We start from the raw sequence: 12,619 nt of genomic DNA on the forward strand, positions 1-12,619 counted from the left end.
AGGGAACGGCAGCAGCATATCACGAGTTTGCCGGACATCACACGAGGGGCTGATGTCCGGTTGCATGCGTTAACGCAGGAGCAGGTAAATACTCTCGTTACCGCGCACCACCTGCAGAGCAATGATCGACGGTTTCGCTTCCAGTACTTTTCGCATTTCGGCGATTGAGTTTACGCGATCGCGGTTAACGCCAATGATAACGTCATCTTTATGCAGACCGGCCTGTGCGGCAGGGCTGCTTTTTTCTACGTTATCAATTCTGATGCCTTTGGTGCCGTCTTTTAACTGACCGTCGCTGAGCGTGGCCCCTTGCAACGCAGGCGCAATCATCTCTGCGCTGGCGGACGATGATGTGCTGGTATCGAGGGTGACTTCAACCTCGAGCGGTTTACCGTTACGCAGCAGGCCCAGTTTGACCTTGGTCCCTGGTTCAGTTGTCGCAATGCGTGAACGCAGTTCGGCGAAGCTGTTGAGCGGTTTACCGTTGAGGCTGGTAATGACGTCACCTGATTTCACCCCTGCTTTTGCGGAGCCGGAGTTAGGCAGAACCTCACTGACAAACGCGCCACGCTGTACGTCCAGTTTGAACGCTTTGGCGATATCCGAGGTCATTTCGGTGCCTTTGATACCCAACAGACCGCGTTTGATTTCACCAAACTGCATCAGCTGCTGTGCCAGCGTGCGCGCCATGTTGCTCGGGATTGCAAAACCAATCCCGATGCTGCCGCCGCCGGGGGCCAGAATCGCGGTGTTAATACCGATCAGCTCACCGTTCAGGTTGAGCAATGCGCCGCCGGAGTTACCGCGGTTGATAGAGGCGTCAGTCTGAATAAAGTTTTCCAGACCTTCCAGGTTCAACCCACTGCGACCCAAGGCAGATACAATGCCGGAGGTGGCTGTTTGACCCAAACCGAACGGGTTACCCACAGCCACCGCGAAATCACCCACGCGGAGTTTATCGGAGTCAGCAATGGCAATTTGCGTCAGGTTGCTGGGGTGCTGAATTTGTAGCAGTGCGATATCGCTCTGATCGTCGCTGCCGATAAGCTTAGCGTCGAACTCACGGCCATCATTAAGCTGAACGCTGATTTTTTGCGCCTGATTAATAACGTGGTTATTGGTCAGAACATAGCCTTTGGCTGCGTCAATGATGACCCCTGAGCCCAGCCCTTCAAAGGGTTGTGACGGTTGATCGGGAAGTTCATCACCAAAAAACTTTTTGAACTCTTCCGGGACTTTCTGCCCCTGAGTGGCAGTACCTTCAACCCTTACGCTCACCACTGCAGGTAACACTTTCTCCAGCATCGGAGCGAGGCTGGGAAGCGCAGCCTGACCGGGAACCTGGCCGGGGATAGACGCTGCGGCCGGGAATGGCGCCGAGAGAGTTAACCCGACACTTAACGCTAATGCACTCAACAGCTGGGTTTGTTTTTTCATGGATCCTGCTCTCGTACCTTGAGTAAACGGAAGATGATTCAAAACAGGTTGATGTTATTGAATTTTCGGTTAGGTCACAATGCGGCTAACGACTAAATAATAGCTGGGACAGGAAGAGAAGCGGAGGGCGCAATTGCTGCGCCCAATAAATTTCTTAACGATGTGCGGTTAGTCGCGCTTTGCGCCGCTACGCAGCAGGCCGGATGCCCCTTCAGAATAGTCACGTGGCATCTGAACCGGCGCCTGATCGTTGCCTGCTTCAGACTCTGCCAGACGGTTACGGAACGGGTTGTTTTCCGGCGACATACCCGGCAGCAGGTTGCTGGAGCTTTTCGCCATGTGCTGGTAAATCTGACGATAATCATCCGCCATGTTATCCAGCAATTCAGCGCTGCGGGCAAAGTGGCTCACCAGCTCTTCGCGGTACTCTTCCAGCTCAGCTTTATTTTTTTCCAGTTCGTACTGCAATGCCTGCTGTTGGCGTAATTTACGATTACCAAAACGCATGGCTACAGCACCAATAATGATACCGACGACTAACCCAATTAGCGCATATTCCCAGGTCATGAACATCTCCCGTTGTCTTGTGTTTCCGTAGGGTGTTGGCTTTAGGCTCCATGCCTGCGCCTGATTATGCCACTATAACCGCTAATCCCGTAGAAGTGGAATCCCGTGTTTATATCACGTAATGTAGAACGGCCTTTTTTTCGTCAACCGTGAGCGACGGCACATCGATTCTCAAGGAATAACAATAACATCATGCAAAGCCTTTCCCCGACATCGCGTTACCAGCAAGCCCTCAACGACGGCAGTCATCAACCCGACAACGTACAACTCGAAGCCGTGAATCGACTGGAAACAATTTTCCAGGCGCTTACAACGCTAGCACGTCCTGCGCCGCAGGAGAGTGGACTGATGGCGCGTTTTGGTAAATTGCTGGGCAAGCGTGAGTCACCGATCAACGCACCGGTGCGTGGTTTATATATGTGGGGCGGAGTTGGGCGCGGAAAAACCTGGCTGATGGATCTGTTTTACCATAGCCTGCCGGGCGAACGTAAACAGCGTTTGCACTTTCACCGTTTTATGCTGCGCGTGCATGAAGAGCTTACTGCCTTACAGGGGCAGAGCGATCCGCTGGAAATCATCGCCGACCGCTTTAAGGCCGAAACGGACGTGCTGTGCTTCGACGAATTTTTTGTTTCTGATATCACCGATGCCATGCTGCTTGGCGGCCTGATGAAGGCGCTGTTTGCCCGCGGTATTACGCTGGTGGCGACCTCCAATATTCCGCCAGATGAGCTGTATCGCAACGGTTTGCAACGCACGCGTTTTCTTCCTGCCATTGATGCCATCAAACAGCATTGTGACATCATGAATGTCGATGCCGGCGTCGATTATCGTCTGCGTACCTTAACGCAGGCGCATTTGTGGTTGTCGCCATTGAATGAGGAAACCCGCCAGCAGATGGATAAGCTTTGGCTGGCATTAGCGGGAACCAAAGGTGAACATGCGCCAACGCTGGAGATCAATCATCGTCCGATGCAGACGCTGGCCGTCGAAAACCAAACGCTGGCGGTGTCGTTTACCACGCTCTGCGTCGATGCCCGGAGTCAGCATGACTATATTGCGCTGTCGCGTCTGTTTCACACGGTGCTGTTGTCTGATGTGCCGGTCATGACCCCGCTGATGGAGAGTGAAGCGCGACGCTTTATCGCATTGGTGGATGAGTTCTACGAACGCCACGTCAAGTTGGTGGTCAGTGCGGCATCACCCCTCTATGAAATTTATCAGGGCGAGCGTCTGAAGTTTGAATTTCAGCGTTGTTTGTCGCGTTTGCAGGAGATGCAAAGCGAAGAGTATCTGAAGCGGGAACATTTAGCCGGTTAAACCTGCAGCAAATCACATAAAGGGGTCGATCTTTGACCCTGACTTCTCTATAATCTTGCGACCCCACGTTACGAGAGAGTTTTTTTCCCAAAACTTTCTATGCGCCGGCATAGGCTATTCGAAGGGGTAGGTTTGCTGGACAATGTCGTGTGAACCTCAACTGACAAAACGTTTGGGTGTTCACCAACGTGTAACTTATTTATTTGGGTAAGCTTTTAATGAAAACTTTTACAGCTAAACCAGAAACCGTAAAACGCGACTGGTATGTTGTTGACGCGACCGGTAAAACTCTGGGCCGTCTGGCTTCCGAACTGGCTCTGCGCCTGCGCGGTAAGCACAAAGCGGAATACACTCCGCACGTAGATACCGGTGATTACATCATCGTTCTGAACGCTGACAAAGTTGCTGTAACCGGCAACAAGCGTACTGACAAAGTGTACTATCACCACACCGGCCACATCGGTGGTATCAAACAAGCGACCTTTGAAGAGATGATTGCTCGCCGTCCTGAGCGTGTGCTTGAAATCGCGGTTAAAGGCATGCTGCCAAAAGGCCCGCTGGGTCGTGCTATGTTCCGTAAACTGAAAGTTTACGCTGGCAACGAGCACAACCACGCGGCACAGCAACCGCAAGTTCTTGACATCTAATCGGGATTATAGGCAATGGCTGAAAATCAATACTACGGCACTGGTCGCCGCAAAAGTTCCGCAGCTCGCGTTTTCATCAAACCGGGCAGTGGTAAAATCGTAATCAACCAACGTTCTCTGGAACAGTACTTCGGTCGTGAAACTGCCCGCATGGTAGTTCGTCAGCCGCTGGAACTGGTCGACATGGTTGAGAAACTGGATCTGTACATCACTGTTAAAGGTGGTGGTATCTCTGGTCAGGCTGGTGCGATCCGTCACGGTATCACCCGCGCTCTGATGGAGTACGACGAATCCCTGCGTGGCGAACTGCGTAAAGCTGGCTTCGTTACCCGTGATGCTCGTCAGGTTGAACGTAAGAAAGTCGGTCTGCGTAAAGCACGTCGTCGTCCTCAGTTCTCCAAACGTTAATTGTACTCTGCTTCGGCAGACGACAATTTGCGAAAAAACCCGCTTCGGCGGGTTTTTTTATCGTTATTTCTCGCCTCAGATCCACGGTAATCCGCTGATTGCCACCTCTTTTTCCCCATTTCAAGAATCGACTCACCACAAAGGTCACAAAATCTGGTAAACTATCATCCAATTTTCTGCCCAAATGTCCGGTATCGTTCATTTTTTGTTTGTATTTTGAACAGTAATGACTTTCCCGAGTCTGGGTGACATCACTTCTGGCCGGCCACTGAGTGGCTGGTAGCAGTAAAAATTCTGAATATACCTGGAGGTTTTCATGGCTGTCGCTGCCAACAAACGTTCGGTAATGACGCTGTTTTCTGGTCCTACTGACATCTATAGCCATCAGGTCCGCATTGTGCTGGCTGAGAAAGGTGTTAGTTTCGAGATTGAGCATGTGGAGAAGGACAATCCACCTCAGGATCTGATCGACCTCAACCCGAATCAGAGCGTACCGACACTGGTGGATCGTGAGCTGACCCTGTGGGAATCTCGCATCATTATGGAATACCTGGATGAGCGCTTCCCGCATCCGCCGCTTATGCCGGTTTACCCGGTTGCGCGTGGTGAAAGCCGCCTGTACATGCAGCGTATTGAAAAAGACTGGTACACGCTGATGAACGTCATCGTGAACGGTTCTGCATCTGAAGCCGAAGTCGCGCGTAAGCGTCTGCGCGAAGAACTGCTGGCAATCGCGCCAGTATTTGGCCAGAAACCTTACTTCCTGAGCGATGAGTTCAGCCTGGTAGACTGCTACCTGGCGCCGCTGCTGTGGCGTTTACCGCAGTTGGGTATTGAATTCAACGGTGCAGGTTCGAAAGAACTGAAAGGGTACATGACTCGCGTCTTCGAACGAGACTCTTTCCTGGCTTCTCTGACTGAGCCTGAACGTGAAATGCGTCTGGGCCGGGGTTAACCTGTATGGATTTGCCACAGCTAACACCACGCCGTCCGTATCTGCTGCGCGCGTTCTATGAGTGGTTGCTGGACAACCAGCTCACGCCGCATCTGGTGGTGGATGTGACGCTCCAGGACGTGCAGGTTCCAATGGAATATGCGCGTGACGGGCAAATTGTTCTGAATATTGCACCGCGTGCGGTGGGCAACCTGGAACTGGCTAACGATGAAGTGCGCTTTAACGCGCGCTTCGGTGGTGTGCCGCGTCAGGTGTCTGTGCCGTTGGCTGCCGTTCTGGCAATTTATGCACGTGAAAATGGCGCCGGTACGATGTTCGAACCGGAAGCCGCCTACGACGAAGATGTTGCCAGCTTAAATGATGACGACAACGACGCGTCTGGTTTTGAGAGTGAAACGGTCATGTCGGTCATTGATGGCGATAAACCTGATAATGGCGACGACAACGATCCGGATGATACTCCGCCACCGCCTCGCGGTGGGCGTCCAGCGCTGCGCGTAGTGAAATAAATAGTGAAATAAGAAAACAGGCCCTTTCGGGCCTGTTCTGTTTTCTGGCTCTACAATCAATAGAACAGCGCGATGGTGACTATCATATTCACCACAAATCCTACGGCCATCGGGATTGCTGTACGTTTTACCACTTCAAAGGGCGATACGCCGGCAATACCTGAAGTCACGACGATCACTGCGGTAATAGGTGACACCGCGCGGGCAAGCGTAGTGGCAAAATGCATCGGCATAATCATTACTACGGCAGGAATATGCAGCCCGGCGGCAATATCCGGAATGAGGCTGGCAAAAGACATAAACGGCGCGTTGCCTGACCCCATGACGATTGCGCAGGCGGCGATGACAACCGCCATGATGATCATCACGCCGATACCGCCAAGACCGGAATGCTCTGCGCCTTTTATTACGGCATCGACAGTCCCGATAGTCGTCAACCCTTTCGCAAAGATTTCACCGGCGACCACCAGGGTGACAACGTTGGCAAACTGCGTCCCCATGCCGTCAAAAAAAGCCTGCACATCATCCATCGTTTCGCGCAGATTATGTTTATGCAGGAATTCAACAAACATAGTCAGCGTCATGCTCATTAACATCACCACCACCAGATTCAACTCAGCTTTCATTAGCCCCATTTGTGCAAGGGCAAGCGAGCCCAGCATCAGGATCAGCGGCATCACCGGCAAAATGGCGTAATAGAGCGGGGGTACGTTTTCCAGTGTCTTTTGTTCCGCAAATCCGTTACTTTCCGGTGCGGCTTTTTTATCAAATTGACGCTGAACGAAAAAATGCGCAATGGCGACGGCGACAATGACACACGACGCGACGGGCAACTGGTATTGAAAGAAATAGGTGGCGATTTTCATGCCCGCGACCTGCGCGGCAAAAATAGAGTTGGTTTCCAGAATGCCCCATTCAATCGACATCGAAGTGGCAATGACCGCAACAGCGGATAAACGGCTCACGCCAAGACTAACCAGCGTTGGGAACAGCGTCACCATCAGCAACATACCTAACCCGGATGCGCTGGTAATGAACTGCGCCATGATCTGACCAATCACATAGGTGGCGGCAAGAACTACATAGGGGGAACGGATTAGCTTGAGCGGGCGACTTAACAGGCTAACCATCGCTCTGCTGGCCCCCATTCTGTCCATATAACGGGCATAACCGCCCACTGCCATGATTGATAACCCCAGTCCGGCCGCGCGGTTGGAGAGCATACGCAAAATTTCGTTGTAAATATCGACCAGTATATAGCCACTGCTTTTGTCGTCAGCGACCAACGCGCCGTAGCCCAGCCAGACGCCGCAGATCATCAGGAAGATCCCGGCGGCGGCCAACACGACCTGCGGTTTGTAGTTTTTGAGGATCAGGTAACCCATCGTTAATAAAACGATGACAGAGATAATGATGCCGAACATTGTTTCACTCCATGTCAGAGAAGAAGATAAATCCGGTAATAACGCTACTGTCAAAACGGATGTTATATTTTTCTGGGCATTTTTTATGGAGTGAATATCTTATTTTTAATTCGATGGTGTAATTATTTATCGTTATAAAATAGATGGTTATGATAAATTATCACGTTCATATTCATAATTTTCATGAAGGTTTTTAACTCGATTCAATTAAAATGAGGCAGAAGATACTCGCTTAAAATAATATTGCTGTTACGTATATTATCAATAGGCCAGCCGGATCAGATCGTCCATCATTTCACCCTGCTTTCGATCCTGTGTTAGGATAAACCCGCTGTTGTTTGTCACCACGACTTAGCTGAATGGACCCTATGAACGCATTTGATTCGCAAGCTGAAGACTCTCCATCCACCATTGGCCGCAGCTTACGCAGCCGCCCGCTGGCGCGTAAAAAACTGTCTGAAATGGTTGAAGAAGAACTGGAGCAGATGATTCGTCGTCGGGAGTTTGGCGAGGGCGAACAGTTGCCGTCTGAGCGGGAGCTGATGGCCTTCTTTAACGTGGGCCGTCCTTCTGTACGAGAAGCGCTGGCCGCGTTAAAACGCAAAGGTCTGGTACAAATCAACAACGGCGAGCGCGCCCGCGTTTCGCGTCCTTCAGCTGATACCATCATCAGCGAGCTGTCTGGTATGGCGAAAGATTTCCTCGCACATCCCGGCGGCATTGCCCACTTCGAGCAGTTGCGACTGTTCTTTGAATCCAGCCTGGTACGATACGCCGCCGAACATGCGACAGATGAGCAAATCGACAGACTGGCTAAAGCACTGGAGATCAACAGCCAGTCGCTCGATGACAATACGTTGTTCATCCGCTCGGACGTTGATTTTCACCGTGTACTGGCTGAGATCCCGGGCAATCCTATCTTTATGGCTATCCATGTTGCGCTGTTAGACTGGCTGATTGCCGCCCGTCCGACCGTCGCCGATCAAGAGTTGTATGAGCACAACAACGTGAGTTATCAGCAGCATATCGCGATTGTCGACGCAATTCGCCAGCGAGATCCTGAAGAAGCTGACCGCGCACTGCAAGAACACCTCAATAGCGTTTCCGCGACCTGGAACGCCTTCAGCAAAAGTAAAAAGTTGCGTAAGTGATCGCGATCCCGACGATCGTTTAAACACAAAATCATTCAAGTTGCATCAAGGCGGCAAGAGAGCGAGTTCCCTGGAGCATAGATAACTATGTGACAGGGGTGAGCGAACGCAGCTAACGCAGAGGCGGCTCGAAGGATGAAGTGTTTAGTGAAGTAGATCGCACTATAAGCGTTCTGTATTGTATTGCTGCTTATTTGATCTGGTATAACAGGTATAAAGGTATGTAGTCAGATAACACTAATCATCGTCAGAGGTCGTTATGGCAAGAGATTTAAAAGGCGTAATGCCAGCGTTGTTAACCCCATTCGATAACCAACAGAGACTGGACATCGAGAGTCTGCGCCGCCTGGTGCGTTTCAACATTGGTCAGGGTGTCGATGGGCTCTATGTCGGTGGCTCAACGGGTGAGGCCTTTGTCCAAAACCGCGTTGAAAGAGAGCAGGTGCTGGAAATTGTGGCCGAAGAAGCGAAAGGCAAGGTGACGCTGATCGCTCATGTTGGCACGGTGAGCACCGAAGAAAGCCAACAGCTGGCGAGCGCCGCGCATCGTTACGGCTTTGATGCAGTTTCGGCCGTCACGCCGTTTTACTATCCGTTCAGCTTTGAAGAGCATTGCGACCACTACCGCGCAATTATTGATTCAGCTAATGGATTGCCGATGGTGGTCTATAACATCCCGGCGCTGAGCGGCGTAAAACTGACGCTGGATCAGATCAACACGCTGGTGACGCTACCTGGCGTTGGCGCGCTGAAACAAACTTCCGGCGATCTCTATCAGATGGAACAGATCCGCCGCGCTCATCCCGATCTGGTGCTTTATAACGGTTATGACGAGATCTTTGCTTCTGGTTTGCTGGCGGGTGCAGATGGCGGTATCGGTAGCACTTACAACATCATGGGGTGGCGCTATCAGGGAATTGTGAAAGCGCTCAAAGAAGGCGACATCCGCACGGCGCAAAAGCTGCAAACTGAGTGCAATAAGGTTATCGATCTGCTCATTAAGGTTGGCGTGTTCCGCGGCCTGAAAACGGTACTGCACTATATGGATGTGGTTTCTGTCCCACTGTGCCGTAAACCCTTTGCCCCGGTAGATGAACAATATCTGCCGGAACTGAAAGCGCTGGCAAACCAACTGCTGGCGGAAAAGGCGTAATCACGGGTCGCCGGGGGCGTTTCGCTTGCCCGGCCTGGATTTTCGACCGTAGGCCGGGTAAGGCAAAGCCACCACCCGGCACAACAACAAAAATCGTCGGGAGAGTAAAATGAGTACTTCTACCCAAAGCATCCCGTGGTATCGCCATCTCAATCGGGCACAATGGCGGGCATTTTCCGCCGCCTGGCTGGGATATTTGCTTGATGGTTTCGATTTTGTGTTAATCGCCCTGGTGCTGACAGAAGTGCAGGGCGAATTCGGACTGACGACGGTGCAGGCTGCCAGCCTGATCTCGGCCGCCTTTATCTCCCGTTGGTTTGGCGGATTAATGTTGGGGGCCATGGGCGATCGTTACGGACGCCGCCTGGCGATGGTCACCAGCATCATTCTGTTCTCCGTGGGGACGCTGGCCTGCGGCTTTGCGCCGGGCTACACCACCATGTTTATCGCCCGACTGGTTATCGGTATGGGGATGGCCGGTGAGTATGGTTCCAGCGCAACCTATGTTATTGAAAGTTGGCCTAAACATCTGCGAAACAAAGCCAGTGGTTTCCTGATTTCCGGCTTTTCCGTTGGTGCCGTGATCGCCGCCCAGGTCTACAGTCTGGTGGTCCCGGTCTGGGGATGGCGCGCGCTGTTCTTCATCGGCATCCTGCCAATTATCTTCGCCCTCTGGCTGCGTAAAAATATTCCGGAAGCGGAAGACTGGAAAGAAAAACACGAAGGCAAAGCGCCAGTGCGCACGATGGTGGACATTCTCTACCGGGGCGAGCATCGGGTAATTAATATTCTGATGACGCTCGCCGCTGCAACTGCGCTGTGGTTCTGCTTTGCTGGCAACCTGCAAAATGCGGCTATCGTGGCGGTCCTGGGACTGATATGCGCCTTTATCTTCATTAGCTTTATGGTGCAAAGCAGCGGGAAACGCTGGCCGACGGGCGTGATGCTGATGGTGGTCGTGCTATTTGCCTTCCTGTACTCGTGGCCGATTCAGGCGCTGTTGCCAACCTATCTGAAAACGGAACTGCTGTACGATCCTTCCACGGTGGCCAGAGTGCTCTTCTTTAGTGGCTTTGGTGCGGCGGTCGGTTGTTGCGTCGGCGGTTTTCTTGGTGACTGGCTGGGCACGCGTAAAGCCTATGTCTGCAGTCTGCTGGCCTCGCAGTTGCTGATTATTCCGGTGTTTGCAATAGGCGGTTCAAACGTCTGGGTACTGGGTTTGCTGCTGTTTTTCCAACAAATGCTCGGCCAGGGGATCTCCGGGATCTTACCAAAACTGATTGGCGGCTATTTCGATACCGATCAGCGTGCGGCGGGATTGGGCTTCACCTATAACGTGGGCGCACTGGGCGGGGCTTTGGCACCGATCATCGGCGCGCTGATTGCCCAACGTCTTGATCTGGGTACCGCGCTGGGATCGCTCTCTTTCGGCCTGACATTTGTGGTGATCCTGCTGATTGGTCTCGATATGCCGTCCCGCGTACAGCGCTGGCTGCGTCCTGAAGCGTTACGTACGCATGACGCCATCGATGGTCGACCGTTTAGCGGGGCCGTGCCGTTCGGCGGTGACAAAAGCACCATGGTGAAATCCAAAAGTTAATCCAATTGCCCGGTGCTGAACCGGGCAATAGCCGTAAGGGAAGAATATGTCGTTCTTTGAGCTACAGAGCGCCACTACGATGCATGAGGCGGCGTCATGACCACACTGGCGATTGATATTGGCGGCACCAAATTGGCTGCCGCGCTGGTAGCGAACAATCAGCAAGTCCGCGAGCGGCGTGAACTGCCGACGCCTGCCAGTAAAACGCCGCAAGCGCTGCGCGCCGCGTTACAAACACTGGTTGCACCGCTACAGGGGCGTGCTAATCGGGTGGCGATCGCCTCGACGGGGATTATCCGTGAGGGGGCTTTACTGGCGCTGAATCCGCATAACCTCGGCGGGTTGATGCATTTTCCGCTGACACAAACGCTGGAGCAAATCACCGACCTGCCGACGCTGGCCGTCAATGACGCACAGGCAGCGGCGTGGGCTGAGTACCATGCGCTTGGTGGTGAGTACCGCGATCTGGTGTTTATTACCGTCTCCACAGGCGTGGGCGGGGGAATCGTCAGCGGTGGGAAACTGCTGACCGGAGTCGGCGGTCTGGCTGGGCATCTGGGACATACGCTGGCCGATCCTCATGGACCCATGTGCGGCTGCGGGCGTGTGGGCTGCGTTGAGGCGATCGCATCCGGTCGTGGAATAGCGGCGGCTGCCGAAGGCGCGCTTGCCGGATGCGACGCCAAAACTATTTTTAGCCGTGCCGGGCAGGGGGATGAGCAGGCAAGCCGGTTGATCCATCGCTCGGCGCGTACTTTGGCAAGGCTTGTTGCCGATGTGAAGGCCACGACCGATTGCCAGTGCGTGGTCATTGGCGGCAGCGTTGGGCTGGCTGAAGGGTATCTGGCGCTGGTGGAACATTATCTGGCACAAGAGCCTTTGGCCTATCACGTGGAATTGCTGGCGGCGCATTACCGTCATGACGCTGGATTACTGGGGGCCGCGCTGTTGGCCCAGGGAGAATGATGATGATATCAGATGCGTTGAATTCACTGCCTTCTGCCGGATTACATCCGGTCTTGCAGCAGGCGTTAACGCTTGCCATTGCGGCGAATCCGCAGGAGAAGACGCCTGGGCGCTACACGTTGCAGGGCGAGAATATTTTTATGAATGTCATGCAATTTACAACGCAGAGCCCAGAGCATAAGAAAGCGGAGCTGCATCAGCAGTACATTGATATTCAGATGCTGTTGTCCGGCGAAGAACGGATTCTGTTCGGGATGACCGATTCTGCTCGTCACTGTGAAGAGATGCACATCGAGGATGATTATCAGCTGTGCAGCCAGATTGCCGATGAACAGGCTATGGTACTGAAGCCGGGAAAATTTGTGATTTTTATGCCGGGCGAGCCGCATAAACCGGGTTGTGTGGTGCAGGCCCCGATGGACATCAAAAAAGTGGTGATCAAAGTCCGCGCCAGCTTATTACAAGCTTGAGAGTGAGAGACT

The 12,619-nt window shown here is 52.8% G+C and carries 13 protein-coding genes; 10 read left to right on the forward strand and 3 right to left on the reverse strand.

Going from position 1 to position 12,619, the window contains the following annotated elements:
- Positions 1 to 69: 69 nt before the first annotated feature.
- The gene (gene degQ, locus JQN59_RS02285) at positions 70 to 1,437 is read right to left on the reverse strand and encodes a serine endoprotease DegQ (RefSeq protein ID WP_008785951.1); all 1,368 of its coding nucleotides are present in this window, start codon (positions 1,435 to 1,437) and stop codon (positions 70 to 72) included.
- A 168-nt stretch (positions 1,438 to 1,605) separates the two neighbouring features.
- Positions 1,606 to 2,004: a Z-ring associated protein ZapG gene (gene zapG / locus JQN59_RS02290; RefSeq protein WP_003025147.1), complete on the reverse strand. Its 399-nt coding sequence runs from the start codon at positions 2,002 to 2,004 to the stop codon at positions 1,606 to 1,608.
- Positions 2,005 to 2,196: 192 nt separating this feature from the next.
- Between zapG and zapE the strand changes: the two genes are divergently transcribed.
- The 5 genes from zapE (at position 2,197) to sspB (ending at position 5,843) form a co-directional block, all read left to right on the forward strand.
- Complete coding sequence (gene zapE / locus JQN59_RS02295; protein WP_149607298.1) at positions 2,197 to 3,324, forward strand: cell division protein ZapE; 1,128 nt, start codon at positions 2,197 to 2,199, stop codon at positions 3,322 to 3,324.
- A gap of 218 nt (positions 3,325 to 3,542) precedes the next feature.
- Positions 3,543 to 3,971 (forward strand): 50S ribosomal protein L13, encoded by a 429-nt coding sequence (rplM, locus tag JQN59_RS02300; RefSeq protein WP_003025141.1) that lies wholly within the window; start codon positions 3,543 to 3,545, stop codon positions 3,969 to 3,971.
- Between the two features lie 15 nt (positions 3,972 to 3,986).
- Positions 3,987 to 4,379 (forward strand): 30S ribosomal protein S9, encoded by a 393-nt coding sequence (gene rpsI / locus JQN59_RS02305; protein ID WP_003025138.1) that lies wholly within the window; start codon positions 3,987 to 3,989, stop codon positions 4,377 to 4,379.
- A 316-nt stretch (positions 4,380 to 4,695) separates the two neighbouring features.
- On the forward strand, positions 4,696 to 5,334 hold the full coding sequence (gene sspA / locus JQN59_RS02310; protein WP_003025132.1) for a stringent starvation protein SspA: 639 nt from the start codon (positions 4,696 to 4,698) through the stop codon (positions 5,332 to 5,334).
- A gap of 5 nt (positions 5,335 to 5,339) precedes the next feature.
- On the forward strand, positions 5,340 to 5,843 hold the full coding sequence (gene sspB, locus JQN59_RS02315) for a ClpXP protease specificity-enhancing factor (protein ID WP_003025130.1): 504 nt from the start codon (positions 5,340 to 5,342) through the stop codon (positions 5,841 to 5,843).
- 56 nt (positions 5,844 to 5,899) lie between these two features.
- Here the strand turns inward: sspB and dcuC are convergent, their stop codons facing one another.
- A complete protein-coding gene (dcuC, locus tag JQN59_RS02320) occupies positions 5,900 to 7,267 on the reverse strand; it encodes an anaerobic C4-dicarboxylate transporter DcuC (RefSeq protein WP_149607299.1) in 1,368 nt (455 codons plus the stop codon).
- Between the two features lie 359 nt (positions 7,268 to 7,626).
- On the opposite strand from dcuC, the gene nanR reads away from it, so the two are divergent.
- From nanR to nanQ, 5 genes are all read left to right on the forward strand, one after another.
- Complete coding sequence (nanR, locus tag JQN59_RS02325; protein ID WP_149607300.1) at positions 7,627 to 8,418, forward strand: transcriptional regulator NanR; 792 nt, start codon at positions 7,627 to 7,629, stop codon at positions 8,416 to 8,418.
- Positions 8,419 to 8,677: 259 nt separating this feature from the next.
- Entirely contained in the window at positions 8,678 to 9,571 is an 894-nt protein-coding gene (gene nanA / locus JQN59_RS02330; protein WP_048215450.1) for an N-acetylneuraminate lyase, read from the forward strand.
- Positions 9,572 to 9,680: 109 nt separating this feature from the next.
- Positions 9,681 to 11,171 carry a sialic acid transporter NanT gene (gene nanT / locus JQN59_RS02335; protein ID WP_048215451.1) on the forward strand — a complete coding sequence of 497 codons (1,491 nt, stop codon included), beginning with the start codon at positions 9,681 to 9,683 and terminating at the stop codon, positions 11,169 to 11,171.
- A gap of 96 nt (positions 11,172 to 11,267) precedes the next feature.
- Positions 11,268 to 12,137: an N-acetylmannosamine kinase gene (gene nanK / locus JQN59_RS02340; protein WP_149607301.1), complete on the forward strand. Its 870-nt coding sequence runs from the start codon at positions 11,268 to 11,270 to the stop codon at positions 12,135 to 12,137.
- A 2-nt stretch (positions 12,138 to 12,139) separates the two neighbouring features.
- The gene (gene nanQ, locus JQN59_RS02345; protein ID WP_048216381.1) at positions 12,140 to 12,607 is read left to right on the forward strand and encodes an N-acetylneuraminate anomerase; all 468 of its coding nucleotides are present in this window, start codon (positions 12,140 to 12,142) and stop codon (positions 12,605 to 12,607) included.
- Positions 12,608 to 12,619 lie beyond the last annotated feature (12 nt).

It is taken from the genome of Citrobacter sp. B72, assembly GCF_016894305.1.
Taxonomy (GTDB): domain Bacteria; phylum Pseudomonadota; class Gammaproteobacteria; order Enterobacterales; family Enterobacteriaceae; genus Citrobacter; species Citrobacter portucalensis.